We start from the raw sequence: 25,896 nt of genomic DNA, 5'->3' as shown, positions 1-25,896 counted from the left end.
TAAATGGAATATATATAGGAGGAGAATATGAGGGGTAGAAAAAAAGGTGAGAATAGTAAAACGAAGGTGTTATCTATTAGGATTACTGAGGAGCAGCATGAATTATTACATAATAATGATTGGATAAGAAAAGAGATATCTAAAAATGTTAATGAATATTTAACAGCATTTGTTAGTTAGGAGTATATTATTATCTTTTAATTAAAATAATGATAAAAAACACAATGTATAAAAATTTGTTTATGCATTGTGTTTTTTTGTATGATAATATGACATATTAATACAAAATATTTTAAATAAATACAATTTATCCTTTACAAACCAATAAGAATACATTAATCTTAATAAGAGTAATAGTATTACTATACGGATGTTCGACATAACAAATATTATTAACAGTTAGCTTAGTTATTGATTATTTTAATTTATACGAGGTGGGATTATATGAGATATATACCAATTAAATATATAACAGAAGGCATGATTTTAGGTAAAACGTTATATGGTGAGAATGGGGAAATGCTTTTAAGGAAAGAAACAATTATACAAACATCATATGTAAATAAATTAATTGATCTAGGTTATAGTGGATTATATATAAATGACAAAATGTCAGAGGATATTACTGTAACAGATATTATTAGTGAAGGGTTAAAAATGAAAGCAATAAAATCAATAAAGAATCTAATGCAACCAAATAGGAAAAGGAAAGATATAGAATCTTCGATTAAAGTTGTGGAGAGTGTAATAGAGGATATTGTTGATGAAATATCAGGTAATGAAGATACAATAGTTAATATGATGGATTTAAGAGTATCAAGTGAGTATACGTTTTACCATTCGGTAAATGTTTGTGTATTATCAATTATAGTAGGGGTAGCGCTTGAACTAAATAAGGAAGACTTATATTTATTAGCAACATCATCATTATTACATGATATAGGTAAAATATACACGCCCAATGAAATACTAGATAAACCATGCAAATTAACAGGTGATGAGTTTGAAATAGTAAAACAACACTCTGAAAATGGTTACAGATATGTAAAAGGAAATTTAGATTTAAATACAAAAGTTTATATGGGAATATATCAGCACCATGAAAGGTATGATGGCACAGGTTATCCATTAAATATAAAAGGTAAGGATATATCGATATTTGGACGTATAATAGCAATTGCTGATGTATATGATGCTCTTATATCTGATAGACCATATAGAAAAGGAGTGTTACCATCCGAGGGTATTGAGTATATTATGGGTGGAGGTGGAACTATGTTTGACCAATCTCTAGTCAAAATTCTTTCGTCTAAGATAGCCCCATATCCAATAGGTACTTGTGTAAACCTGAGTAATTATTTAGTTGGAATAGTTGTTGAAAATTATTCGAGTTATGGATTAAGACCTTCAGTGAGAATTATAAAGTCTGGTGATAAATTAGTTGTACCATACTTAATAAATCTTAAGGAATCTAACTATAATGTAACTATTATAGGGACAGGTGATGCGTTGTTATATAATTGATAACTGTGATATTAATAGTGGATTAATTTATAATGTATATCACATTATCTTGATTTTATCTATGTCGAATCCTAAAATAAATTGTAAATAAAAATACGGATAGGGTGAATAATTTTATAGTATAATAGTATATATATGGGACTATTATCAATGTTTACAACTACATTTTTCGGGGGGGATATATAGTGAAAAGTAAATATAAGGGTTTACTAGCAATACTAATATTAATAACAATGGTTAGTATTCTTATTGTGGGATGTTCATCTAGTAAGTCAAGTTCATCAAGTGAGGACAAGGTTAGCGTGTCTATTCCCGATAATAATAGTGGGTTAAGTGAAAATAGTGTTGCTGGTACCAATGGTGATACTCAAAAAAACGATGCTAAGGCAGTGAACGAATCAAAGGATGCTTTGGTTAATTCTTTAGAAGGACAGGGCAAGATAATAAGAAAAGGAATAATAGACATGGAAACGATAAGCTTTGACAACACCGTAAAGCAGATTTTAAGTAAAACTGCTAGCATGGGTGCTTATGTTCAAAGTTCTAATATTTCAGGTAATAGTATTGCAGCAAAGGTAAACCCAGGTGAAGAAAGTAGAAGAGGCGAATTTATACTAAGAATTCCTAAGACTAAATTTGATAGTTTTATATCTGATATTGGAAGCTTGGGTAGCATTACAAATCAGAAAATCTCAAGTGAGGATGTAACGACAGCATATTTTGATACGCAAGCACATTTGAAATCACTAAACATTCAAGAGGAAAGATTACTCACACTTTTAAAGAAGACTGGTGAGCTTAAAGATATAATAGTCTTAGAAAAGGAATTAAGTGACGTAAGATATGAAATAGAGAGTTTGACAGGTAGTCTTAAAAAATGGGATAATTTAATAGATTATTGCACATTAAATATACAGATATCAGAGGTTCACAAAATAAAAGAAACATCTGTTTCCTACGGGCATAAAATTTCAAATGGATTTACATCATCACTTAAAACGTTAGCTGATTTTGGTAAGGGGTTTATTGTAATTGTATTTGTAGTATTGCCTTATGCAGTTGTTTTATCAATCTTATTTATAATAGGAAGGTATGTATATATACACATAAAGAAAAAAAGATAATTCATGAGAGGGCGATGTTTATGTTAGATACTAATAAGTCCAATATATCGGATATATTCGGATGGACGTGTTCTGATGTATGGAGGAAATTTGCATTAAATAAGAATGGTATATTTGAAAAAGGAAATATAATAAAAGAGCAAAGTATAAAAATAAAGAATGGAGAAGGATATATATGTTATAAAGCATACAGGAGGGTTAATAACGAAAGCGGTATGAATACACAAATAACGGCCAATTATATTACAAAAAATAATTTAATTTTTAAATTAAGAAAAAAGGGAAGCATTTATACACCAGTTGCTTATCTCAATAAACTTGAAAACGTAAAAATTGATAATGAAATCTTTAATAAATTTATTTTAAGAACTAATGATGAAAATGCTTTAGGTGAATTATTTAAAGATGATGAGATTACTAATTTGGTAAGAACACATGATTTATTTTGTATGGAAATTAGAAAAGGGAAAAAGATTGATGAAAATATTTTATATTTAGAAATCAATGGAATAGTAAATGATTATAAAGAACTGGAACAAAGTTTTAATTTGGTTATTAAAATCATAGATGAAATTAAGTTATAAAAGATAACACAATGTATAAGAGTTTTTATATGTTGTGTTATTTTTACGTTCTCAAGTAATGGCATATTTATTAAATCCTTATAGAATCCTTATAAACGTTAGCTATAGTATGAGGTGAACTCGAGAAAGGAAGATGAATATGGAGAAATATATTTTACAAACAAAGAATCTTTGCAAAACTTTTAAAGGAGAACGTGCTGTGGATAAAATTTCGCTTTCAATTAAGGAGAATTCTGTCTATGGATTGCTAGGTCCTAATGGTGCTGGGAAATCAACTCTATTAAAAATGGTTACAGGAATGCTTCATCCAACATCAGGAGAAATTATTTTTGAGGACCATGCATGGAGCAGAAAGGATCTTTCTGACATAGGACTTTTGATTGAATCTCCTCCTCTTTATGAAAATTTGACGGCAGTTGAAAACATTAAAGTCCGAACCATTCTTTTAGGACTTCCAAATTCTCGTATTAAAGAAGTACTTGAAAGGGTTGATTTGACAAACACAAAGAAAAAACAAGCAGGACAGTTTTCTATGGGAATGAAGCAGCGCCTTGGAATTGCAATTGCACTACTAAATAAACCCAAATTATTAATTTTGGATGAGCCTGCAAATGGCCTAGATCCTCTTGGAATACAAGATTTACGTGAGTTAATACGTTCTTTTCCAGCACAGGGAATGACAGTTATCCTATCTAGCCATATATTGTCTGAGGTTGAACTTATTGCAGATCACATTGGTATCATCAGTAATGGGGTACTCGGGTATAACGGCAAAATTAATCCTGATGAAGATTTGGAAGTACTTTTCACAGAGGTTGTGAAAAAGAATAGGAAGGAGGATTTATAATGCTCAAATATTTACAGGCTGAAAATTTGAAATGTAAGAGAACATTTATAAAAAAACTGATTCTTATCGCACCTATAGTTACTTTGTTATTTGGATTTATGACCGGAAGATATTTTGAAACCAATAGCTTCAATTGGTGGTACACGCTGATATTACCAGGATATATTTCAATAATGGCAGTAATGACTAACGATGCGGAGCAAAAAAAGTTACGCTATAGGGCTGTATTTGGTCTGCCAATTTCTTTAAAAAAAGTGTGGATTTCAAAAGTTTTGACAAACGGGATTTATATGACTTTCTCATGTATGATTTTTATAGTTGGAATTTTTTTAGGAAGTTATCTAAGGATCCATCCCATACCGGTTTTTAGTGCATTTGCCGGAGCTGGTTTGATTGCAGTTACATCTTTATGGCAGATTCCACTTTGTATGTTTTTAGCGAAGAAACTGGGAATGCTAGGGACGGTTTTGATAAGCGTTGGAGTTGGAACTGTATTAAATGTTATGGCTGTAAGTACATCAATGTGGTGGATTTCTCCTTATAGTTGGACGTCACGTATTATGTGTCCCATTCTTGGGATTTTGCCAAATGGAGAGCTAGCAGGCATAGGAGATCCACTGCGAAATCCAGTCGTGATTCCAATTGGAATTATTCTGTCCATTATACTGTTTGTTTTGCTAATGATTGTTACCACTAATTGGTTTGAAAAACAGGAGGTTAATTAATATGATTGCTTTAGTTAGATGTATAAAATCGGATTTTTATAAATTAAGACATACTTCCATTCCGTGGATTCATTTACTTATTCCACTAGCGGTAGCATTCATGTTTTTGGAGTATTATAGATTATCTTCATTTGACACAGTAAAAAAAATAAGTGGGTATCTGGAGACCCTAGCAATTGCATTTCCTTTGCTGATAGGAATAATAAGCGGTATAGTAATTGAGCATGAAGAGCAAGCTGGAAATTTTCAAACACTACTGTGCAGTACGAAATCAAAAAACACCACGTATTTGAGTAAGCTAATTATTTTACTTTTATTGGGAAGCTTTTCTATTATACTTGCTGTAGGAACATTTGCACTTGGATTCCAAACAATGCCCAATATATTTTACTTGAAAGCCGCAGGAGCATTAGTAATAGGAAACATATTTCTATATATCTTGCACGTGTTCATGAGTCTTCAATTTGGAAAAGGAGCCTCCGCAGCGCTTGGAGTTTTTGAAAGTCTGATTTCTGCTCTTATGCTTACTGGTCTCGGAGATAATGTATGGCATTTTCTTCCCTGTGCATGGGGTGTAAGATTTTGCGATTACCTAGTTGTAGAGTGGGCCAATTATTCTACAAGTTCTTTTGTAGCTGTTGATACGAAGCAAGGAGTATTTATCATGTTATTTGCCGTATGTATAGCCTTTGTTGAAAGTCTATTTTGGTTCGAAAAGTGGGAAGGTAGAAAGTCCTATGAATAAGAAAAATATAGTAAGCAGAATCTGTATTTTGTTTTGAAATTTATGTATAATATAAGTTGAGTTAATGTTATTTATGGTTAACTGTTTATTGACACAGAAGGAGTGGTTTTGGATGGCAAGAATTCTAGTTATCGATGATGAGCCCGATATTCTTACTTTAATTAAAAATATTCTTCATAAAGATAATCATTTGGTAACTACAGTAACAAATCCCGAAAAAATTCTATCTAGTGAATTCGTAAAGTATGATTTGATTTTACTGGATGTGATGATGCCTGGTATGGATGGATTTACATTTTGCTTGAAAATTCGAGATGTTGTGGACTGTCCCATTATTTTTCTAACAGCAAAAGCTATGGAAATAGACATTATGTATGGATTAGGACTTGGCGCAGATGATTACATTACAAAACCATTTGGCATGGGGGAATTAAGAGCCAGAGTAAATGCTTACCTCAGGCGCGAAAACCGTGAAAAACGTTGTACATTTTGTATCTCTGGTTTAAAGTTTAATTTATTGGGCAAAGAGGTTTTAGTTAATAGTAAAAAAATACCTTTAACTAAAAGTGAATATAATATCTGCGAATTTCTTGCAAAAAATCAAGGTCAGGTTTTTTCAAAAGAAAAGATATACGAAGCCGTATATGGATACGATGGCGAAAGCGACAGTTCGGCTATTACAGAGCATGTTAAAAACATACGTGCAAAACTGGCGTTTTTCGTAAAGTCTCCAATAGAGACAATATGGGGGATAGGATACAAATGGGAATGAAGAAAAAGGTTCTTACTCTAAAGGTAGTATTTTTCAAGTATTTAATAACGTTAGGACTAGCTTTTATTGTTGCGGCTTTGTTATATATGGGGATTTTAAATTTGGGAATACAAAGAGAATTAATTTTTACTGCAAATTATAGTGAGAACTTGGCTAGGTTAGCTAAACCATTGATTGCATCTGTACCTGAAATCACAGAGGTGATAATACCCTATGGATGTAAATTTGTTGTTTTGGATAAAGAATATGGAGTTATAAAAACAAATTTAGAGAGTCAGGACTTACTTTCGGCAACAGAATATGCTAAGGGGAATTACACTAAAAATATAACCCAAAAGAATTACTATTTAATTGAAAGACAAGATGGATTTTGTGTTTTACAATATTATATTAAAATTAGCTATCAATCTGAGTTTTTGAACCAACATCTCCCGTCTCCAGAAGTCAGTATGATCGTAATCTTTGCCATCTTATATTTTTTCATTGTTCTAATAATTACTACTGTTTGTGCAAAAAATCTAAACAAACATTTGAAGACCCTCTTAAGAGCTACCGAAAAAATAAAAAAGCAGGATCTTGATTTTAAAATAGAATATTCAGGAATCAAAGAATTCAATGCTGTCCTTTTTTCAATATCAGACATGAAAACAGAATTGAAGAATTCTTTGAAGCAACAGTGGAATATTGAACAAGTAAGGAAGGAACAAATTTCAGCTCTTGCACACGACATTAAGACACCATTAACAATTATTAATGGAAATTCTGAATTGTTGTCTGATTCAAAATTAGATAAAGAGCAGAGAGAATATGTTGATTATATTTATAAAAATACTGCGCAAATAGATCAGTATATAAAAACACTAATTAATATTTCAAATTCAGAAAAAGGACTATTTCTACAACCTGAAAGGATAGATTATAGGAACTTTATAAATACAATTCACCACCAGCTTGAAGCAATTGCAAATATCAAGGGACTTAAGGTAGAGTTTACTGAAATCGATGTACCTGCTGAAATTATAATTGATCAAGCTCTACTTCACCGTTCAATTATGAATGTTATTTCAAATGCGGTGGATTACTCCCCGAATAATGGTCAAATTTATTTTGAGGTAAAATTGATCGACAATAAAATTATTTTCATAATAACAGATAGCGGTAAAGGTTTTTCAAATGGCGGTGTAAAATATGCAACAAAACAATTTTATATGGGCGATAGTAGCAGGGCCTCAAAAATTCATTTTGGGATGGGTTTGTATATTACGAAGTCATTTGTGGAGCTCCATGGTGGAATGCTCCATATAGCAAACTCACCTATCACTGGTGGCGCCCGGGTAAGAATAGAGATACCCAATATTATTAACTAAAAAAAACATGAGGACTTAAATTTAAGCCCCATGTTTTTTATTAACTCTATTGTTGTTTAAATTCTGACCAAATTGAATCATACAACTTAGATGCACTACCAGCGTCCTCTAAATGCTTAGCTTTAGTGAACTCTTCGTTAGGTACATAAACAGCTTTATTATCAAGAAGACTTTTTGGCATAAATTCTTTAGCAGCTGTATTAACATTAATATATTCTATACTAGTTGTAATTTCGCTACTTACTTTACCATCAAGTACGTAGTTTATAAATTTTTCAGCATTTTGTGCGTGGGGTGCTTTTACAGGTATTATTAAGTTATCAGTTTCAAACTGCATTCCTTCTTTTGGATAAACAATTTTAAACTTTGGATTACCTTTAAGTGCTGCTGATGCTTGTGATCCCCACATAACTCCGATATTAGTATCTCCATTAATTAAGCTAGTCATTGGTGTATCAGCATCAAACACTTTAACGTTAGCTCTTAATTTTTTAAGTTCTGCTTTCGCCTCGGCAAGTTTTGCTGGATCAGTTTCATTAATGCTGTAACCAAGTTTTGTTAATGCCATACCTATAACAGATCTTGAGTCTTCGAGTAATACTTCAGAGCCCTTCAAAGAAGGATCCCATAAATCACTTATTCCTTTAATATCAATTTTAATCTTATCTGGATTATAAACTATCATTTCACTTCCAAGTGAATAAGGAACTGAATACTTATTAGTCTTATCATAATATTGCCCTAAATAAGCCTTATCTAAATTTTTATAATTAGCAATTGCAGATTGATTAATAGGTTTAAGTAATATATTTTTCTGTTTTGCCATAATCTGAACCATATAATCTGCACAAATTATTACATCGTATTGTCCGCCTTTAGCTGCTTGTAACTTTGCTAACATCTCTTCATTTGTTGAAAAGTTGCTATAATTTACTTTGATTCCTGTGCTTTTTTCAAAACCTTTAACAACAGTATCTGGAACATAATTTGCCCAAGTATAGATATTAACTATTTTATCAGTATTTGTCTTTGTTGTTTTTGATTTTGAGCAACCTACAAGAGAGGTGCCTATAACTGAAACTGCAAGTAATATAACTAAAGATTTAAATCTCTTTTTTAACATGTAAATACCCCCTAATTTTAAGTGTAAAACTTTGTTGTAAATGTATTTTATTTATTTCTTTTAAGTTTTATACCTTGTGATAATATTAAAACAACAAAAGTTGTTAATAACATGATTGTGCACAATGCATTTATTTCTGGCGAAAGGCCAAATTTTAGCATTGAGAATATTTTAATTGGAAGTGTAGTACTTTCTGGTCCGCTTATGAAAATATTTATGATTACATCATCTAGTGATAACGCAAACGCTAGCATAGAACCCGAAATAACTGCTGGGAAAATAGATGGAAGAGTAATTGTTCTAAACACAGTAAGTTTTGAGGCGCCTAAATCCATTGAGGCCTCTTCAATTGACATATCGAAATCCGCAAGTCTCGACTTAACGTTTATAAGTACAAACGGGATACAAAAGGTTGTATGTGCAAGTACTAATGTGAATATACCAAAATCCAATTGAAGCATTGAAAAAAATACAAGTAATGATATTCCCATAATTATTTCTGGGATTACAATTGGAATATAGAGTAGTAAATCTATTACTGATTTTCCTTTGAATTTATGCCTTTTTAGTCCAAGAGCTCCAATTGTTCCAATTATCGCTGAGATAATAGTGCTTAAAGTTGCAATAGTTAAACTATTTATAAGTGCATTAAGTACATCGTCATCATTAAATAATTTGGTGTACCAATCAAGAGTAAATCCACTAAAAACTACATTTGACTCAGCAGAATTAAAAGAGTACATAATGATTATTGCAAAAGGAACATATAAAAAGGCAAATATACAAAATATATATGTTCTTTCTAGTACTTTTGATAATTTTGAATCCATTAGAACACCTCCGTGTCTAATTTTTTACCTATAATTTTCACATAAAATAAAATTAAAATTAAGGATATAAAAATCATCACTATTGATAATGCAGCGCCTAATGGCCAATCGTTTGCTTGCAAAAATTGATTTCTAATAAGATTTCCAATGAGCATTACATTGCTTCCACCCATTAGGTCTGGTATGAAGAACAATCCTACAGAAGGCACAAACACTAAAATACAACCAGCAACTATTCCTGGCATAGTTAGAGGAACAGTAATAGTTCTAAAAGTCTTCCAGCTACTAGCCCCAAGATCTTTAGAGGCTTCTATATAAGATTTATCCATTTTATCTATAGCATTGTAAAGTGGAAGCACCATAAATGGAAACATTGTATATATCATTCCAATCATTACTGCTCCATAGGAATATAACATCTTTAATGGTTCTTTAATGATTCCAGTTATAAGTAGTATATGATTTAATGACCCATTGGTACTTAAAATTACAATCCATCCATAAGTTCGTATTAATGAATTAGTTAAGAATGGTGCCATTATTAAAAGCATTATTACAATTTTATATTTTTTTATCTTAGTGGCAAAGTATGCAAAAGGATATCCGAAAATCAAGGTAAGTAAAGTTGTAACAAAAGCCACTACTATAGAATCCCAAAATACTTTAACATATAATGAACTGGCCATTCTTGTATAATTCTCAATTGTTGGTATATAGACTATAGATCCGTCATCACCTCTTTGCATAAAACTAATAAACACAATATACAAAAGAGGCACTGCCACGAAGAAAAGCATCCAGAAGGATATTGGACCTATAGTTATACCTTTTAGAATATCAATTTTTTTCTTTTTCATTTCTTCACCTAACCTTCTTCAACTATAACTACGTCTTCAGGTTCAAAGGACATCCAAACCTCACTACCTATACCTATTAAATCTTTTTTCTTATCGTAGTCGCAAACTATAATTTCCTGTCCGCTTTCAAGTTCCATTGTAGTTTTAATGATAGAGCCGATGTAGCTATGTTCTTTTATTATTGCAATAAGTCCAAATTGTGGTTTTGATGTGCTATATTTAATGTTTTCAGGTCTTATTAAAACATAACTTTCCTTAGCTTTTGAATTATCGTAGTTTTTATAATTCACGTTCATTTTATTTTCTCCAAGTTGAACTGAAATTCTTTCCTCATCAATTTTTTTTATTTTAGTATTAAATAAGTTAGATTCCCCAATAAAACCTGCTACGAATTTAGTTGCTGGCCTCTCGTATATATCTTCAGGGGTTCCTAACTGCTCAATAATACCCTCATTCATAACTGCTATTCGATCTGACATATTAAGAGCTTCATCTTGATCATGGGTAACATATACAAAGGTAATCTGTAACTTTTTCTGAAGTTTTTTGAGCTCAACTTGCATTTGTTTTCTAAGTTTTAAATCAAGTGCGCCTAAAGGCTCATCCAAAAGTAATATTTGTGGGTTATTTATTAGGGCCCTGCCTATTGCAACCCTTTGTTTTTGACCGCCGCTTAATTGGTCTGTTTTTCTTTTTTCGTATCCCTCTAGTTGAACTAAGCTAAGCATTTTAGAAACCCTCTTTTTTATTTCTACCTTATTAACCTTTCTGATTTTTAAAGCATAAGCTATATTATCAAACACATTCATATGTGGAAATAATGCGTAATTTTGAAATACCGTATTTACATTTCTCTCGTTAGGTTGTTTATTTTCAACATGGCTTCCTTCGAGCAAAACACTACCACTTGTTGGAGTTTCAAAACCAGCTATTATTCTTAAGGTAGTTGTTTTTCCACAGCCGCTTGGGCCTAGCAGAGTTAAAAACTCCCCTTTGTTTATCGTAAGGGACATATTCTTAATGACTTCTTGATTTTCATATTTTTTTATTATATTGTCCAATTCTAATATAATTTCTGACAATGTTTAAAGTCTCCTCCCGTATCCCGTATACTTAAATTAATGATTTAAAAAAATCCTTTCTACTATCATACCATAATGTTCTTTATTTTGATGATATTTCCTAAATTTAAAAATGGTGCAATTATCAGTTACTTAAAATAATAAAGTTGACTTTTTATATATCGACGAGTAATCATACTTGTTTAATAATAATATGCTTATATTATATTATTATGTGAGAACTTTTTAATACTTTTGTTATAGAGGGTAGGAAGAGGATTTGTATGATACAATTAATCACATAAACTATAAAGATGGTATATAATGTAAAGTGGAGGGTTTAATATGGAAACTATAGATCAAGAAGCAGTTCAAAGTATGCTTAATGAACATAATAAGTATTTTCTATTAGGTGAAACAAGGGATATAGATTTTAGAATTGCTGCACTTAAGAAGCTTAAAAATGTTATAAAAAAGTATGAGGAAGAGATAATAAAAGCCTTATATAGGGATTTAGGTAAAAGTGAGTTTGAAGCTTATGGTACAGAGATTGGGTTTGTTTTGGATAGCATAGGAAACTTTATTAAACATTTAAAGAGTTGGGCTAAGACTAAAAATGTAAGGACACCACTTCATCAGTTTCCATCTAAGGGATACATCATGTATGAACCCTATGGAACCGTGTTAATTATAGGTCCTTTTAATTACCCATTTCAACTTTTAATTGAGCCTTTAATAGGAGCTATAGCCGCTGGAAATTGTGCTATTTTAAAACCGTCTGAAAGTACGCCTACTGTTTCAGGGTTAGTGAAAAAAATCATTGAAGATGCCTTCGAAAAAGAATACATACGAGTTATTGAGGGAGAGAAAGAGACTACTTCAGCGCTTATTAATTCACCTTTTGATTATATATTCTTTACAGGTAGTGTACCGGTTGGGAGAATAGTGATGAAAGCGGCTGCTGAAAATCTAGTACCTGTAACCCTTGAACTGGGTGGAAAGAGTCCTGTAATAGTGGATAAGACTGCTAATTTAGAATTAGCTGCTAAAAGAATATTATGGGGTAAACTAATAAATGCAGGACAAACTTGTATTGCCCCTGATTATATATTTGTACACAAATCAATAAAAGAGAGATTTATTCAAATGTTAAAAATTGAAGTGGTTAATTTTTATGGTGAGGATGCTTCTAAAAGTAGTGATTATGGTAGAATTGTTAACAAAAGACAGTTTGATAGATTGGCAACAATAATCGAAAATGACAAAAATAAAATTATTTATGGTGGGGGATCAAATGCAGGTGCATTGTACATTGAACCAACAATTATTGATAAAGTGAATTGGCAAGATGATGTTATGAAAGATGAGATATTCGGGCCGATTATGCCAATACTTGAATATGAAAATTTAGATGAAGTTATTGAAATGATAAATGATAGGCCAAAGCCTTTATCCTTATATGTTTTCACAGAAGATAAAAACTTTGAAACTACAGTTCTTAGAAGAATATCCTTTGGTGGGGGATGTATAAATGATACTATATCACACGTTGCAAGTTCAAATATGCCATTTGGTGGAGTTGGAAATTCCGGAATGGGTTCATATCATGGAAGAGATAGTTTTGAAACTTTCTCTCACAGAAAAAGTATATTAAAGAAAAGTACTTCTATGGACATAAAACTTATTTTTCCTCCTTATGGGAATAGAGATAAACTTATAAGGAAAATGTTAAAATAATAAATAAACTATAACATAATGTATAATTCGTATTATACGTTGTGTTATAGTTTATTTTAAATTAATGGTGAGTCACTTAAGGTTACTATAGGTGAAGTTGGATTACTTTTTGCATCTGATGTTAAGGGTGCTAAATTTGCAATTACAGCATCTCTAAATTGATCTGGTACTTTTTGAATTGTTCTTAATCCTGCCTTTACAAGTCTGTAATACATATCAACCATTTATATACTTCCTTTCACTAATAAGTATCTGAATATTTTAGATAGAAAATTAGTTATATCATTATTTTTTAACATTTGATTGATGAGTAGAGAATCATTTTAATAAACGTTTTCAAGATTTATAATGATTCTACAACTATAATATGGTCATATAGTATATTGTTTACAAAAATAAATTTTATATTCATTGTATTGAGTAATTTTATTAAATTCTGTAGCTATATTATAACCAAAGCATAACAATCTATAATAAACACATTTATGACATAATACGACATAAATCCCATCAATAAATAAACTGTATACGTCATTTTGATGTTACTATAGGTGTACAAAGAAAAAACATACTTTGTATATAAAATTAAGAAGGTGAGGTACAAAAGATGAAGAAATCTTTAAGAGCATTAATATTAACGTTAGGTATTTTAGTAACAACAGGAATAAGTTCAGCTGCCTACGCACAAGATTGTTATACGTTTAACACAATTAAGGCAGGAGATAGCCTACAAAGCTTATGTGCTAAGTATGGAATTGAACTTCCAAAGGGGTTAGCTATTATGCCTCAAGGAACCACTCCTATAAAAGCAACACCTGCAAAAGCAGTGGCTGTAAAGGAAACACCAGCAAAAGCAACGCCTGCAAAAGTAACACCAGTAAAAGCAACGCCTGTAAAAGCAACGCCAGTTAAAGCAACACCAGTAAAGACAACACCAGTAAAAGCAACAACAGCACCAAATTTGTCAGCAGATGACAAGATAGTAAAAGAAGTAGTTACACTAGTTAATCAGGAAAGATCAAAACAAGGACTAGCTCCATTAAAAGAGAATGTTAAGCTTTCAACTGTAGCTAGAACAAAGTCAGAGGACATGGCGAAAAACAATTATTTTTCTCATACATCACCGACTTATGGATCGCCTTTTGACATGATGAAACAATTCGGTATTACATATAGCGCAGCAGGTGAAAATATTGCAATGGGTCAACCAACTGCAGCTTCAGTAATGGATGGGTGGATGAATTCTCCCGGACACAGAGCTAATATTTTAAGTAAGGATTTTACTGAAATAGGAGTAGGAATAGCAAAGAACGCAAACGGATCTATTTACTGGACTCAACAATTCATAGGAAAATAAATAATTAATAAATATAGATCTGTGTTTCTTAATATTGGATTTTACAATATAAGAAATACAGATTTTTTTTATTGAATAAAACATTCTAGAGCAGCATATAGTAATTATTATATAAGTACATATTATAAAGTTGCGATTATATATAGTAGAATTTTCACTAAGTTAATATTTGATAGAGTAAATTGTATGTTACACTTAGGAACATGATATGGTAAACGATATTAAGTTTTGTAGAATGTTACAAAGCGTGGTTAAAATGCAAAAAATATATATTAATTGTGCAGATTTTGGGGGAGTACAATAAGTTAGAGAGTGTGAGTTAATGAAATTTTTTGAAAATATAGAAAATGGGAATACTAATATAAAAAAAATGGGAATCATAAAAGCTCTATTTGTAATGTTTCTTTCAATTTTATTGGAAGCGCTAGGTCAAATGCCTGTAGAGTTTTTAGAGATATTTTCTGGTAAATATGAAAAGGCAGTGCCTTATATCGTTTTTGTTTTCGGAGTATTAGTAAAATATTATGTTATCATCATTTTATTCAAATGGCTTAGTAACAGGACATGTGAGCAAAAACCTAAACGCTACTTAAATTTAAAAGATTATGCTTGTGCGGGCCTAATGATTATAGCTTTTCGTTTGATATTTGATAATAGCATAACGTTTTTGGTAAGCAATATATCTATGCCTAATTTTATAAATGAAGTATTTGATGAAAATTCTGTTTCACCAATTATATTAATACTTAGCGTTTCTGTAGTAGCACCAATATATGAGGAGATTATTTTTAGAGGAATTCTTTTAAAAGGGATGTCTAAAAAGATAAATCCCATAGTAGCGCTTGTTATAACATCATTATTTTTCGCAATTGTGCATATGAACATACCTCAAGGTATAAATGCATTTTTCTTAGGACTAGTTCTTGGATTTATATATTTGAAAACTGGGTCGATTTATTTAAGCATATTTGCACATTTTGTAAACAATCTCTTAGCACTTTCAATCTCTTCATCATTTTTAATAATAGGTGGAAAGTATGTAATAGGAATCCATGGAATTTTTCTAATTTTAGGGATCATACTTTTGGCAATAGTTTGTAGTGGATATAACCAAAATAAAATAAAAAATAGGCCAAAGATATATGAGGAATTTGTGGAAGTATAGTCTCTTTTATTATCTTAATGTAAAATAAATAGAATTAAAATTATAAAAGCAACCTCTAACGTATTATATATGTTAGAGGTTGCTTAAAGTTTATAAAGATAAATATATGTCGATAAAGTGAATTACTTTAATTCATTCATCATTTGATTTGCTTGATCTTTTAATTCTTGAACTTCATTATCAGGAGCATCTTTTGTAGGATACCATCCTTTTTGTTTCATAGCATCAAATATCATATATTGGATGTTTTGATCATTTGTATAGTTTCCGATTAATGTATTTCTCAAATTTGCGCAAGAAGATTCAGTTATTCCTGTACTGTAAGCGGAAATAACTTGTTTTTCTGTAGCAAGTAAATCTGACATCAAATCTTTTTCAGTCATATTCATAAAATATCCCTCCATTTATATATTATTGATGAGAATCAAGGTAAGTTTTTAATGTATTAAAGTTTTGCTTGTGAGTTTGACTAGCCTCATTGCATAGATTCTTTAAATTTTGATCTGTGCATTGTGAACCATATTCATTAAATTTTTTATTAAGTAATGATTCGTATCCTAACTGGTCTTTAATTACTTTTAGATTGTTACTTTCAATTTGCTTATTTTCGTTATTCATCATATTTATTTCCTCCAGTCTTTTATTAAATCTACAAAAGTATTATCTGCTTTTTATAATAAAATATAAGTGGTAAATTAATGAAATATAAGCATATAATTAAAATATAAGCTAAATATGCTGAAAAATTGCTAAAACAAAATAAATTGGGTAAAATATTATAAATGGAATTTTAAAATATTAGATTTTAATAGGTAATAAATGAAATTTAAGAAAATTTTAAGGTAACATTAATCAATTTTTAATAATAGTAGAGTACAATAAATGTATAAACAAGGTTATTTTAGATAGGAGTGACTATAATGCCTACTATAAACATGCTGTCTTCAGCAGATAAAGTTAAAGGTCAAGGGGTAGGGTCAGCTTACCTAGAGCAAGTAAATTTAGTTAAAAACGGATTGGACAAGGAATATAAGGTTGTTATAAATAAAAGAGCAAGAACTGAAATAATGCATTATCATACTATTGATTTAAAGCATTATTTAAGTGTGCCTTTTGCTAAAAGAAAAGGTGTAACAGTGGGTTATGTACATTTTTTACCTGAGACTATTGAGGGAAGTATTAAATTACCAAAACTTATTAAAATAATTTTTTATAAATATATTATAAATTTCTATAACAAGATGGATTATTTAGTTACAGTAAATCCAAACTTTATACCAAGGCTCGAAGCTTATAATATTGATAGAAAAAAAATAACGTACATTCCCAATTTTGTATCAACTGAAAAATTTTATAAGCTTACAGATGAGAATAAATATATAGCTAAGGAAAGATTAAATATTGCAAGGGATGCTTTTGTTGTTCTTGGCGTAGGTCAGATACAAACTAGAAAAGGTGTCATTGATTTTATAAACATAGCAAGGAAACTTCCAGGAATACAATTTGTTTGGGCAGGTGGTTTTTCTTTTGGAAACATAACTGATGGATATAAGGAATTGAAACATCAAATGGATAATGCACCTAAAAATATATTATTTACAGGAATAGTTGAAAGAGATTTGATGAATGATATATATAATGTATCAGATGTACTTTTCATGCCGTCTTATAATGAGCTTTTTCCTATGTCTATACTTGAAGCAATGAATACTCAAACACCAATATTGCTAAGGGATTTGGAATTATATGAGGATATATTATTTGATTATTACTTAAAAGAACATACTAATGAGGGTTTCATTAATGCTATAGAAAAGTTGAAAAATGACCAGAAGTATTACGAGCAGGCTAAAGAAAAGGCAGTACGTGGACATAAGTTTTATTCAAGAGAAAGTGTACTTTCTATGTGGCAGGATTTCTATAAAAAGGTTTCTAAGGTAAAAGGTAGGTAATTAAATGAAAAATTATAAATTGAATTTTATCTTGGGAATAGGATCTGCAGCTATATTTATTCTACTAATAATATTCACTAATGGTTGGATGGATTTAATTCATCAAATAAAAAATTTGCAAGTGAAATGGATTGTCGCAGCCTTTTTATCGATGCTTCTATATTGGGCTTTTGAAGCTAAAACATTGCAAACTATTATATCTTTAACAAAAAGAGATTATAAATTTAAAAAAGCATTTAAAGTAACTATGGTTGGTCAATATTTTAATTCAATTACACCTTTTGCATCCGGTGGTCAGCCAATGCAGCTATATTCACTTATAAAACAAGGACTGGGTGCAGGTAATTCTGGCTCAGCGCTTATGATTAAGTTTATTATCTATCAATCAATATTAACTATATATTCTTTAGTTCTTATATTTTGGAAAGCAAGTTTCTTTAGAGGTAAAATGAGCAATTTGTTTTATTTAATAGGAATAGGTTTTACAGTCAATGCTAGTGTAATTATATTTTTAATTGTATTTTCAAAATATAGAAAATTAACACATAAATTAATATTATTTTTATCTAAGATATTAGGGAAAATTAAATTAGTAAAAAACATGTCAAAGCTAGAAGATCATATTAATGACAATTTAAATCAATTTCATGATAATATGGAGATAGTAAAGACAAGCAAAGTATTAATGCTGAAAGCTGTCATTTATACAATATTTCAGTTAACAATAATTTTTGTTATTCCTTATTTTATTTACCTTAGTTTTGGAATGAGAAATGCAAGCGTAGGAAGTATGATAGCTGGAACTGCGTTTGTAATGATGCTTACAGCATTTATACCATTACCTGGAGCCGTAGGTGGAGCAGAAGGTGCTTTTTATATGTTCTTTGGTTTGTTTTTTGCTTCTAATAATATAATGGCGGCTATATTGTTATGGAGAGTAATCACATTTTACTCTTGTATAATCTTTGGGTTTTATGCATTTATGAAGGATTAAGATAGGTCCGTTGATGCACAGTAATTAAAAGGATTTTAAAGAAAACTATAGTATTTGAAGGGGACTGATTATGAATATTGGAATTTTTACTGATACCTATTATCCGCAAGTAAGTGGGGTAGTTACGTCTACTATGATACTAAGAAATGAATTAATTAAACTTGGGCATAATGTAACTATTATAACAGTAACGTACCCAGATGTGGAGGAGCAGGAAGGTATAATTAGGTTACCCAGTATACCATTTTTCCTTTTACCTTCTCAAAGAGTTGGGATGATATATTCACATAAAATTATGAGTAAAATAAAAAAATTAGATTTGGATTTAATACACACACAAACAGAATTCAGTGTAGGAATATTTGGAAGAATAGTAGCTAAAAGGTTAGATATACCTGTAGTTCACACTTACCATACTATGTATGAAGATTATATTCATTATGTGTCTCATGGCATAATGCTTAAGCCAGCTTCACAATTTGCAAAGAAGGTAAGTAAACTATATTGTAGAGATTGCAGCGCTATAATAGTACCTACAATTAAGGTCAAAGATGCATTGCGGCAATATGGGTTAACAAGACATATTGATGTAATACCTACAGGCGTTGATATAGAACCATTTAAAAGAAGCAACTTTAATGAGGAAGTTATTAAAAATGAAAAGAAATCTTTTGGGATAAATGAAACGGATCCAGTTGTGTTATTTATTGGACGTATAGCAAAAGAAAAAAGTATAGATGTAATTGTAAATAGTATGAAGGAATTAATTAAGAGATTACCTAACTGTAAATTGCTCCTTGTAGGTGATGGTCCGGAACGTGAAAATCTAGAATTATTAGCTAAGGAGTTAGGAATTGAAAAGTCTGTGATATTCGCAGGAGAAAGACCTTGGGCGGAAATTGGTAAGTATTATCAAATGGGAGATGTGTTTGTAGGTGCTTCACTAACGGAAACACAGGGATTAACTTTTGCTGAAGCTATGGCTGCTCAGATTTTGGTTGTAGCTAAGTATGATAAAAATTTAGATGGTATAATTTCGGATAAGGTTAATGGTAGAATTTTTTATAAGGATGAAGATTTAGATGGGATATTATTTGATATCTTGAATGATAAAGGTAATTGCGACGTAATGGTTAAAAATGCTTATGATGGAATAGATTCATTGTCATCTAGGTGTTTTGGGGCAAATGTTGAGAGGGTTTATATGGAAGTGGAAAAACAAACTTACATGATAGCAAATCAAAAGGTAACATAGAAGAAACTCGCTGAAAAGCGAGTTTTTTTAGTCGCTTGAAGCCATTTAAATTGAGAGGTGACAAGATGCACCATATTCAGCAGATTGTCCATGATATAATTACACAATAAGTGGGAATGTAAAGATAGTATAATTCAAGTAAATATATTAAATTATACTATCGTCTGAAAGAAGGTGTGGGATGATAAGGTTACTACAATTTGCATTAATTAGTGTTATTGAATTAACTATGTTTATACTATTATGGTCAAAGTTTTCTCTGAAAGAAGAAAAGAATTGGATTAAAAATTTACTTATAATATCGATAGGAACATGTTTAGTGATGATAACAAGGAATATGAGTATTTACATGAGTGTGTTTATTAGATACATGAGTATGATATCTCTAATGAAATTTATGTATAAGAGATCTTTTATTAAGACTATTTTCGAATTTGTTATATATCCTTGTGTAATTATGATTATTGAAATGCTATTAATTGGTTGTGCAAGTTTAGCTGGATTTTCATATTTAGACAATTACGTATGGAATATTAATATTCTTCTAATTGAATTAACTTTAATATTTATTATAGTAAGATGTAATTTTAGTGGAAAAGTAAAGGAAGGTCTGAAGTTAGAATCTAAGATATTATATTATTTTGTTATTAATTTAGGGTTATATATTTTGTTTTCTAAATTTATTTGGGAATATAATAAAAGCATAATATTAAATAATCTCCTAGTATACATTTTAATTATGTTATCAATGTTAGCATTAAATATATTTTTATATTATTATATAGTTAAAATAAGCGAGGATAAAAAAGTTTTAGAAGTTCAAAATATGTATAAGCCTATATTATTTGATATAGTGGAGGAGACAAGGCGGAAACAACATGATTTTAAAAATCATTTAAACACAATAAATGCAATAGTAGAAATAGCAGATGAAAAAGAAGTTAAAAACCAATTGAATAAGTATATCATGTCAATTAATTATGCGAATAATATTATAGACGATATTATATATATAGAAAACATTATTATAAAAGCTATAATATATAATAAAATATGTGAAGCAAGTAGATTAAATATAAAATTCTTATTTAATGTAGTAAATAATTCATTGGAAAATAGTTTAAATGATCATGAGATTTCAGATATTTTAAATAATCTATTGGATAATGCTTTTCAAGCAGTTATAAATAGTACTGATGATAAGGTTGTTATATTAAATATTTATAAAAATAGAAATGCTAATATCGTAGAGGTTAAAAATAGTGGAATAACAATAAAACCAGATAATATAAAAAATATATTTGATAGAGGGATCTCTACTAAAGAAGGCGATAATAGAGGATACGGACTTTATAATGTAAAAGAAATATCTCAAAAAAGAAGCAGTGATATTAAGCTATTCTTTGAAGAAAATTATACTGTTTTTAAAATAATATTATATATGGTAAAATAAGAAAAGCAGATAGAAATAAGAAAAGTACAAATGAGAAAAATACAAATGATTGGAGTAGATAAAAATGAAAATACTTTATTATGATTGTTTTTCAGGTATTAGTGGAGATATGAATTTAGGAGCATTACTAGATTTGGGTATAGATGAAAAATATTTAATAGACGAATTAAGTAAGCTTAATTTAGACGGATATGAACTAAAGGTATCAAGAGATATCAGAAAAGGAATAGAAGGCACTAAGGTGGATGTAGTTTTACAAGGACATTATCATGAACATGCACACACCGAGGACCATAGCGAACATCATCACGAACATTTACATAGTGACATGCAAGGTGCTCATGAGCATGAACATATTCATAAAGAAGATGGACACTCTCATGTTCATGTTGAAGATAATAGTGATACTCATGTTCATCGAAACCTTAAAGATATAAATGGAATTATAGATTCTAGCGAGTTAAACTCTAAAGTAAAAGAATTAAGTAAAAAAATGTTTATGAAGGTTGCAGAGGCTGAGGCAAAGGTTCATGGAAAAACTTTATATGAGGTTCATTTCCATGAGGTAGGAGCAGTAGATTCTATTGTTGATATAGTTGGGGCTGCTATTTGCCTTGATAATTTAAATGTTGATAAGATAATGAGTTCTTCTGTAGAGCTTGGTGGTGGGTTTGTTAAGTGTGCACATGGGCTTATACCGGTACCTGCACCTGCTACAGTTGAAATACTAAGAGGAATTCCAGTAAAGCTTGGAGCTGTACCATTTGAAACTACAACACCTACAGGGGCAGCAATTCTCGCAGCTAATGTTAGTGAATTTAAAGATGATAATAATTTTATAATAAATAGGATCGGATATGGTATAGGGAATAGGGATACAAAGATTCCTAACGTATTAAGAGTTATGTTAGTAGAAGAAATAGATAAGTCAGCTGATAAAAAGTTATCTTGCGAGGGACATAAAACAGAATATGATAATGAAATAGCTCAGGAAATTATCGAATGTAATATTGATGATATGAACTCAGAACTATATGAGTATATTATCGATAAGCTTTTTGATGAGGGTGCCTTGGATGTTTATTTAACACCTATCATAATGAAAAAAGGACGACCAAGCGTAAAAATAAGTGTTTTATGCACAATAGACAAAGTGGAAAAGATGAAAGAGGTACTCTTTACAGAAACTACTACATTGGGAACGCGTTCATTTGAAGTACATAAAACTATGCTTGAGAGGAAATTCGTTAAGGCAAACACTAGTTATGGTGAAATTACAGTAAAAGAAGCGTACTACAAGGGCGAAAAGATAAAAAGCAAATTAGAATATGAAGAGTGTAAAAAAATAGCTTTAAGCACTGGAATGTCTATAAACAAAGTATATGAAAAATTAAGAAAAGAAATATAAGGTTATCTATAAGATTAGACCGATAGATTTAAATTCTATTTTAAAAAGGTGGGTAATATATGAATTCAGAAGAAATGAAAAAATTTCTTAAAAACATAAAAAATGGTGATATATCTATAGATGACGGAATTGATAAATTGAAAGATTTGTCGTATTCTGATTTAGGATTTGCGAAAATAGATAATCATAGAGAACTTAGAGTCGGATACCCAGAGGTTATATATTGTGAAGGTAAAACTGTTCAGCAGATAAAGGACATTGTTAGTTTAATGCTTACAAAAGATGTTAATATTCTTGGTACAAGAGCCTCTAAATCAATGTATGAAGGGGTTAAAGAGGTATGCGGGGATGCACAGTACAACGAACTTGCAAGAACAATTGTAATTAAAAGAAAAGAAGTTGAGATTCAAGATACATACATTGCATTAGTAACAGGAGGAACTTCTGATATACCAGTTGCCGAGGAAGCAGCTATTACAGCAGAGATTTTTGGAAACAGGGTTGAAAGGATTTATGATGTAGGAGTAGCAGGGATCCATAGACTATTCGAAAATTTAGATGTTATAAGACACGCTAAAGTAATTATTACTGTAGCAGGAATGGAAGGTGCATTAACTAGCGTAGTTGGAGGATTAGTTGATAAACCAGTTATAGCTGTACCAACTAGTGTAGGCTACGGAGCTAGTTTTAATGGACTTGCCGCACTTCTAAGCATGCTAAATAGTTGTTCTAGTGGAGTTAGTGTTGTAAACATTGACAACGGCTTTGGAGCAGGATATTTGGCAAGTATAATTAATAAATTATAAAATAGAGTTAAATTTTAAATATAGGGCTGTCTTAAAATAGAAAGTAGTTTCTATTTTGAGATGGCTCTTTATTATTTTAGTGTGCAAGTTATTAACATAAATAAAATGCAGAATTATTCCGTTTATGCAAGGAAATATACGGTTCATGTATTTTATATTGTTTTATAATTTTAAATTGTTATCATTAGCTTATGAATCACATGAAATATATTTTAATATAAAAATTAAGCCTTTAGTGAAAACAATAAAAATAATAGACAGTATAAAGAGAGGGGATGTTATTAGTGAAAAAGGCTGTTAGGTTATTAATGTTATTAAATTTAATGAGTTATATAAGTAATTTTGCATTTGCATTTATATACTCATACAACAAGGTTGGAGTGCAAAGGAATGTAATACTAGAAGTAGGTTGGGTATTGTCACCATTTGTATTTTTAATAGCTACATCATTTATATTAGCCACTGATTATAAAGAAGAATATAAAGCATTTAAAACAGAAGCAATAATCGATTGGTTTATAAGAGTTGCTTCATGTTGCGTTGTTTTTCAAGAATTTAATTTCAAATTTTTATCATCAGGGTTTATTATTCAACAAGTCATAGTAGCTTCATTATTAATTATTAATATATATTTGGAATTCAAAATGTATAAAAAAGCAAAAGAACATATACCTAATAAAAAAGTAAATATTGAAATAGAAAAAATATCTGAGGAAGAAAAACATAATATCAGGGAAATGGGAAAGGCAACAACACTTGGGATGATTTCGTTTTTTGTATTTGCTGGGTTGGGAATGGGCTCAATGAAGACTGATATCAATTATAAATCACCAGACCTATTCATGATGCTTGTTATGTTTGTCTCTATTTATGCTTTTATATGGTTCTTAATCGCTAATTATAGAAAGTGTTATTTATTTTATTTAGATAAAACTTTAGCAAAGAGAATTTTTGTTAGAGATGCTTTATATGCATCTCTTGGATATACAATAGTTTTTGTGTCTGCATTTGGATTTTTTGGAATAGGTATGCTTGAATCATCAGTAACATTTATTGGGATTTTGTTGTTGTATCCGACAATACGTACCGATAGAAAAATGGGACTTAGATATACTAAAGTAAAGGGTATTTTAGGTGAGAACTTTTATTTGTACTTTAATTGTAAAGAAAAGAACTTATAGGATAGAAGTATGAAAATAGAGGGACTGTGAGTATTTAACATTAATCAAATAATAATTATGAAATAAAGTGGAATAAATTATCTTGAAGGCAAAAGTTTTTATTAGTAAGGGTGGAGATAATTAATGATTAAAAAAAAATCTAATAATAATTTAAATAGTATATTTAATGTGCTTGGGAATGATATGATTTTTTCGAGTATATGTTATGTACTATGTGTTATTAGTGCACTTCTTATAAATTCTGAGAAAAATTACACTCACTTAAATAGTGGACTATTTATTATGGTATTATTGTATGCTCAACTATTATTAATTATGGCAAATATTATTTTGGTTAATAAAAAAGGCAGATTAATTAATGTAAAAGTGTTCTACCAAAAAACTGAAATGATATTAAGATTTATGAATATTTTAATAATAAATTTAAACCTAAATAGATTTGGAATAGATATATATTTACAAGCTAAGCTAATAATTATAGGATGTTCAGCTATTGTAAGTATTGCCATTATCGTGTACCAATATATAAAATTTATTAAGTCAAAAGATTTAAGGAGTATAGAAGGTGAGTTTGATAATTTAACAGGAAGAATAGAAGTCAATAGTAAAGAATTAGAGCATATTAGTTTGATAGGTTTAATATTATATATTTATTCTGTAACTTTAATAAATCAAGAAATACAGGTTATTACTTTAGCATTGAAGTCTCTGGTATTTTATATTGCAATTTCTTTAATTATTCAAAGGATTAAAATTAACCGTCCAAATCTAAAGCAAAATAAGATATATATAATAATTTCAGGATTAATAATAGGGTTTCTTTTAAACTTTTTTTTAGCAATAATTTTAAGCTATTATATAAATTATATTAATATAGATGATCTTAATGGAATAAAAGATGTTATGTTTATAGTTGCCATGGTATTTGCGATTCCGCTACTAAAGGAGTATACAAAATAGAATTGTACAAGTCTCAATATTTTATATACCGTAAGAATCCTATGGGGATAAGATAGTAGGAGTATGAAA

The 25,896-nt window shown here is 29.9% G+C and carries 27 protein-coding genes; 20 read left to right on the top strand and 7 right to left on the bottom strand.

From position 1 onward, the window contains the following. Positions 1 to 27: 27 nt before the first annotated feature. The 9 genes from KPL55_RS08685 to KPL55_RS08645 all read left to right on the top strand — a co-directional run bounded on the left by KPL55_RS08685 (position 28) and on the right by KPL55_RS08645 (position 7,688). Positions 28 to 180 carry a hypothetical protein gene (locus KPL55_RS08685; protein WP_216306320.1) on the top strand — a complete coding sequence of 51 codons (153 nt, stop codon included), beginning with the start codon at positions 28 to 30 and terminating at the stop codon, positions 178 to 180. 264 nt (positions 181 to 444) lie between these two features. After that, complete coding sequence (locus tag KPL55_RS08680) at positions 445 to 1,524, top strand: HD-GYP domain-containing protein (protein WP_216306319.1); 1,080 nt, start codon at positions 445 to 447, stop codon at positions 1,522 to 1,524. 185 nt (positions 1,525 to 1,709) lie between these two features. After that, positions 1,710 to 2,648: a DUF4349 domain-containing protein gene (locus KPL55_RS08675; RefSeq protein ID WP_216306318.1), complete on the top strand. Its 939-nt coding sequence runs from the start codon at positions 1,710 to 1,712 to the stop codon at positions 2,646 to 2,648. A 20-nt stretch (positions 2,649 to 2,668) separates the two neighbouring features. Next, on the top strand, positions 2,669 to 3,232 hold the full coding sequence (locus KPL55_RS08670; protein WP_216306317.1) for a hypothetical protein: 564 nt from the start codon (positions 2,669 to 2,671) through the stop codon (positions 3,230 to 3,232). A 139-nt stretch (positions 3,233 to 3,371) separates the two neighbouring features. Further along, a complete protein-coding gene (locus tag KPL55_RS08665) occupies positions 3,372 to 4,079 on the top strand; it encodes a lantibiotic protection ABC transporter ATP-binding protein (RefSeq protein WP_216306316.1) in 708 nt (235 codons plus the stop codon). Then, positions 4,079 to 4,804, top strand: coding sequence for a lantibiotic immunity ABC transporter MutE/EpiE family permease subunit (locus KPL55_RS08660; RefSeq protein WP_216306315.1), 726 nt, complete (start codon positions 4,079 to 4,081; stop codon positions 4,802 to 4,804). Before KPL55_RS08665 ends, KPL55_RS08660 begins: the two co-directional genes overlap by 1 nt. Position 4,805: 1 nt before the next feature. Further along, on the top strand, positions 4,806 to 5,549 hold the full coding sequence (locus KPL55_RS08655; RefSeq protein ID WP_216306314.1) for a lantibiotic immunity ABC transporter MutG family permease subunit: 744 nt from the start codon (positions 4,806 to 4,808) through the stop codon (positions 5,547 to 5,549). 112 nt (positions 5,550 to 5,661) lie between these two features. Continuing rightward, positions 5,662 to 6,321: a response regulator transcription factor gene (locus KPL55_RS08650; RefSeq protein ID WP_216306313.1), complete on the top strand. Its 660-nt coding sequence runs from the start codon at positions 5,662 to 5,664 to the stop codon at positions 6,319 to 6,321. Then, positions 6,312 to 7,688, top strand: coding sequence for a sensor histidine kinase (locus tag KPL55_RS08645; RefSeq protein WP_216306312.1), 1,377 nt, complete (start codon positions 6,312 to 6,314; stop codon positions 7,686 to 7,688). The genes KPL55_RS08650 and KPL55_RS08645 overlap by 10 nt, the downstream gene beginning before the upstream one ends. 46 nt (positions 7,689 to 7,734) lie before the next feature. Here the strand turns inward: KPL55_RS08645 and KPL55_RS08640 are convergent, their stop codons facing one another. Genes KPL55_RS08640 through KPL55_RS08625 form a run of 4 tightly spaced genes read right to left on the bottom strand, consistent with a single transcriptional unit; the run spans position 7,735 to position 11,580 of the window. Next, the gene (locus tag KPL55_RS08640; protein WP_216306311.1) at positions 7,735 to 8,811 is read right to left on the bottom strand and encodes a polyamine ABC transporter substrate-binding protein; all 1,077 of its coding nucleotides are present in this window, start codon (positions 8,809 to 8,811) and stop codon (positions 7,735 to 7,737) included. 47 nt (positions 8,812 to 8,858) lie between these two features. Beyond that, a complete protein-coding gene (locus KPL55_RS08635; protein WP_216306310.1) occupies positions 8,859 to 9,641 on the bottom strand; it encodes an ABC transporter permease in 783 nt (260 codons plus the stop codon). Further along, on the bottom strand, positions 9,641 to 10,498 hold the full coding sequence (locus KPL55_RS08630) for an ABC transporter permease (protein ID WP_216306309.1): 858 nt from the start codon (positions 10,496 to 10,498) through the stop codon (positions 9,641 to 9,643). The genes KPL55_RS08635 and KPL55_RS08630 overlap by 1 nt, the downstream gene beginning before the upstream one ends. Positions 10,499 to 10,506: 8 nt before the next feature. Continuing rightward, positions 10,507 to 11,580: an ABC transporter ATP-binding protein gene (locus KPL55_RS08625; RefSeq protein WP_216306308.1), complete on the bottom strand. Its 1,074-nt coding sequence runs from the start codon at positions 11,578 to 11,580 to the stop codon at positions 10,507 to 10,509. A 324-nt stretch (positions 11,581 to 11,904) separates the two neighbouring features. Between KPL55_RS08625 and KPL55_RS08620 the strand changes: the two genes are divergently transcribed. Next, complete coding sequence (locus tag KPL55_RS08620) at positions 11,905 to 13,296, top strand: aldehyde dehydrogenase (protein ID WP_216306307.1); 1,392 nt, start codon at positions 11,905 to 11,907, stop codon at positions 13,294 to 13,296. A 56-nt stretch (positions 13,297 to 13,352) separates the two neighbouring features. Here the strand turns inward: KPL55_RS08620 and KPL55_RS08615 are convergent, their stop codons facing one another. Continuing rightward, positions 13,353 to 13,520 carry a CD1375 family protein gene (locus KPL55_RS08615; RefSeq protein WP_216306306.1) on the bottom strand — a complete coding sequence of 56 codons (168 nt, stop codon included), beginning with the start codon at positions 13,518 to 13,520 and terminating at the stop codon, positions 13,353 to 13,355. Positions 13,521 to 13,903: 383 nt separating this feature from the next. Between KPL55_RS08615 and KPL55_RS26930 the strand changes: the two genes are divergently transcribed. Both KPL55_RS26930 and KPL55_RS08605 read left to right on the top strand, forming a co-directional pair. Next, positions 13,904 to 14,653 (top strand): CAP domain-containing protein, encoded by a 750-nt coding sequence (locus KPL55_RS26930; RefSeq protein WP_246599356.1) that lies wholly within the window; start codon positions 13,904 to 13,906, stop codon positions 14,651 to 14,653. A 322-nt stretch (positions 14,654 to 14,975) separates the two neighbouring features. Further along, positions 14,976 to 15,818 carry a CPBP family intramembrane glutamic endopeptidase gene (locus tag KPL55_RS08605; protein ID WP_216306305.1) on the top strand — a complete coding sequence of 281 codons (843 nt, stop codon included), beginning with the start codon at positions 14,976 to 14,978 and terminating at the stop codon, positions 15,816 to 15,818. 122 nt (positions 15,819 to 15,940) lie between these two features. On the opposite strand, the gene KPL55_RS08600 is transcribed toward KPL55_RS08605, so the two are convergent. Together KPL55_RS08600 and KPL55_RS08595 are read right to left on the bottom strand one after the other, a co-directional pair. After that, entirely contained in the window at positions 15,941 to 16,201 is a 261-nt protein-coding gene (locus KPL55_RS08600; protein WP_216306348.1) for a spore coat protein, read from the bottom strand. A 28-nt stretch (positions 16,202 to 16,229) separates the two neighbouring features. Then, positions 16,230 to 16,439, bottom strand: a complete 210-nt coding sequence (locus tag KPL55_RS08595; RefSeq protein ID WP_216306304.1) for a hypothetical protein — start codon at positions 16,437 to 16,439, stop codon at positions 16,230 to 16,232. Positions 16,440 to 16,738: 299 nt separating this feature from the next. Between KPL55_RS08595 and KPL55_RS08590 the strand changes: the two genes are divergently transcribed. From KPL55_RS08590 to KPL55_RS08555, 8 genes are all read left to right on the top strand, one after another. Beyond that, complete coding sequence (locus KPL55_RS08590) at positions 16,739 to 17,770, top strand: glycosyltransferase family 4 protein (RefSeq protein WP_216306303.1); 1,032 nt, start codon at positions 16,739 to 16,741, stop codon at positions 17,768 to 17,770. A gap of 4 nt (positions 17,771 to 17,774) precedes the next feature. Continuing rightward, positions 17,775 to 18,764, top strand: a complete 990-nt coding sequence (locus KPL55_RS08585; protein WP_216306302.1) for a lysylphosphatidylglycerol synthase transmembrane domain-containing protein — start codon at positions 17,775 to 17,777, stop codon at positions 18,762 to 18,764. A gap of 70 nt (positions 18,765 to 18,834) precedes the next feature. Further along, positions 18,835 to 20,019, top strand: a complete 1,185-nt coding sequence (locus KPL55_RS08580) for a glycosyltransferase family 4 protein (protein WP_216306301.1) — start codon at positions 18,835 to 18,837, stop codon at positions 20,017 to 20,019. A gap of 181 nt (positions 20,020 to 20,200) precedes the next feature. Then, complete coding sequence (locus KPL55_RS08575; RefSeq protein ID WP_216306300.1) at positions 20,201 to 21,472, top strand: sensor histidine kinase; 1,272 nt, start codon at positions 20,201 to 20,203, stop codon at positions 21,470 to 21,472. A 64-nt stretch (positions 21,473 to 21,536) separates the two neighbouring features. Continuing rightward, on the top strand, positions 21,537 to 22,880 hold the full coding sequence (gene larC, locus KPL55_RS08570; protein ID WP_216306299.1) for a nickel pincer cofactor biosynthesis protein LarC: 1,344 nt from the start codon (positions 21,537 to 21,539) through the stop codon (positions 22,878 to 22,880). 59 nt (positions 22,881 to 22,939) lie between these two features. Next, on the top strand, positions 22,940 to 23,686 hold the full coding sequence (larB, locus tag KPL55_RS08565; RefSeq protein WP_216306298.1) for a nickel pincer cofactor biosynthesis protein LarB: 747 nt from the start codon (positions 22,940 to 22,942) through the stop codon (positions 23,684 to 23,686). Positions 23,687 to 23,970: 284 nt separating this feature from the next. Continuing rightward, the gene (locus KPL55_RS08560) at positions 23,971 to 24,867 is read left to right on the top strand and encodes a hypothetical protein (protein WP_216306297.1); all 897 of its coding nucleotides are present in this window, start codon (positions 23,971 to 23,973) and stop codon (positions 24,865 to 24,867) included. 123 nt (positions 24,868 to 24,990) lie between these two features. Further along, positions 24,991 to 25,827: a hypothetical protein gene (locus tag KPL55_RS08555; protein ID WP_216306296.1), complete on the top strand. Its 837-nt coding sequence runs from the start codon at positions 24,991 to 24,993 to the stop codon at positions 25,825 to 25,827. The last annotated feature ends 69 nt before the right edge of the window (positions 25,828 to 25,896 follow it).

It is taken from the genome of Clostridium lacusfryxellense, assembly GCF_018861735.1.
In the GTDB taxonomy this organism is placed as follows: domain Bacteria; phylum Bacillota; class Clostridia; order Clostridiales; family Clostridiaceae; genus Clostridium_AD; species Clostridium_AD lacusfryxellense.
The sequence above is the reverse complement of the archived record's forward strand: the minus strand, read 5'-3'. Positions and strand labels throughout refer to the sequence as shown.

What these genes read in the sequence shown, in the direction of transcription:
- KPL55_RS08685 (WP_216306320.1), top strand. Translation starts at nt 28, where the DNA reads ATGAGGGGTAGAAAAAAAGGTGAGAATAGTAAAACGAAGGTGTTATCT.
- KPL55_RS08680 (WP_216306319.1), top strand. Translation starts at nt 445, where the DNA reads ATGAGATATATACCAATTAAATATATAACAGAAGGCATGATTTTAGGT.
- KPL55_RS08670 (WP_216306317.1), top strand. Translation starts at nt 2,669, where the DNA reads ATGTTAGATACTAATAAGTCCAATATATCGGATATATTCGGATGGACG.
- KPL55_RS08665 (WP_216306316.1), top strand. Translation starts at nt 3,372, where the DNA reads ATGGAGAAATATATTTTACAAACAAAGAATCTTTGCAAAACTTTTAAA.
- KPL55_RS08660 (WP_216306315.1), top strand. Translation starts at nt 4,079, where the DNA reads ATGCTCAAATATTTACAGGCTGAAAATTTGAAATGTAAGAGAACATTT.
- KPL55_RS08655 (WP_216306314.1), top strand. Translation starts at nt 4,806, where the DNA reads ATGATTGCTTTAGTTAGATGTATAAAATCGGATTTTTATAAATTAAGA.
- KPL55_RS08650 (WP_216306313.1), top strand. Translation starts at nt 5,662, where the DNA reads ATGGCAAGAATTCTAGTTATCGATGATGAGCCCGATATTCTTACTTTA.
- KPL55_RS08645 (WP_216306312.1), top strand. Translation starts at nt 6,312, where the DNA reads ATGGGAATGAAGAAAAAGGTTCTTACTCTAAAGGTAGTATTTTTCAAG.
- KPL55_RS08640 (WP_216306311.1), bottom strand. Translation starts at nt 8,811, where the DNA reads ATGTTAAAAAAGAGATTTAAATCTTTAGTTATATTACTTGCAGTTTCA.
- KPL55_RS08635 (WP_216306310.1), bottom strand. Translation starts at nt 9,641, where the DNA reads ATGGATTCAAAATTATCAAAAGTACTAGAAAGAACATATATATTTTGT.
- KPL55_RS08630 (WP_216306309.1), bottom strand. Translation starts at nt 10,498, where the DNA reads ATGAAAAAGAAAAAAATTGATATTCTAAAAGGTATAACTATAGGTCCA.
- KPL55_RS08620 (WP_216306307.1), top strand. Translation starts at nt 11,905, where the DNA reads ATGGAAACTATAGATCAAGAAGCAGTTCAAAGTATGCTTAATGAACAT.
- KPL55_RS08615 (WP_216306306.1), bottom strand. Translation starts at nt 13,520, where the DNA reads ATGGTTGATATGTATTACAGACTTGTAAAGGCAGGATTAAGAACAATT.
- KPL55_RS26930 (WP_246599356.1), top strand. Translation starts at nt 13,904, where the DNA reads ATGAAGAAATCTTTAAGAGCATTAATATTAACGTTAGGTATTTTAGTA.
- KPL55_RS08605 (WP_216306305.1), top strand. Translation starts at nt 14,976, where the DNA reads ATGAAATTTTTTGAAAATATAGAAAATGGGAATACTAATATAAAAAAA.
- KPL55_RS08600 (WP_216306348.1), bottom strand. Translation starts at nt 16,201, where the DNA reads ATGACTGAAAAAGATTTGATGTCAGATTTACTTGCTACAGAAAAACAA.
- KPL55_RS08595 (WP_216306304.1), bottom strand. Translation starts at nt 16,439, where the DNA reads ATGATGAATAACGAAAATAAGCAAATTGAAAGTAACAATCTAAAAGTA.
- KPL55_RS08590 (WP_216306303.1), top strand. Translation starts at nt 16,739, where the DNA reads ATGCCTACTATAAACATGCTGTCTTCAGCAGATAAAGTTAAAGGTCAA.
- KPL55_RS08585 (WP_216306302.1), top strand. Translation starts at nt 17,775, where the DNA reads ATGAAAAATTATAAATTGAATTTTATCTTGGGAATAGGATCTGCAGCT.
- KPL55_RS08580 (WP_216306301.1), top strand. Translation starts at nt 18,835, where the DNA reads ATGAATATTGGAATTTTTACTGATACCTATTATCCGCAAGTAAGTGGG.
- KPL55_RS08575 (WP_216306300.1), top strand. Translation starts at nt 20,201, where the DNA reads ATGATAAGGTTACTACAATTTGCATTAATTAGTGTTATTGAATTAACT.
- larC (WP_216306299.1), top strand. Translation starts at nt 21,537, where the DNA reads ATGAAAATACTTTATTATGATTGTTTTTCAGGTATTAGTGGAGATATG.
- larB (WP_216306298.1), top strand. Translation starts at nt 22,940, where the DNA reads ATGAATTCAGAAGAAATGAAAAAATTTCTTAAAAACATAAAAAATGGT.
- KPL55_RS08555 (WP_216306296.1), top strand. Translation starts at nt 24,991, where the DNA reads ATGATTAAAAAAAAATCTAATAATAATTTAAATAGTATATTTAATGTG.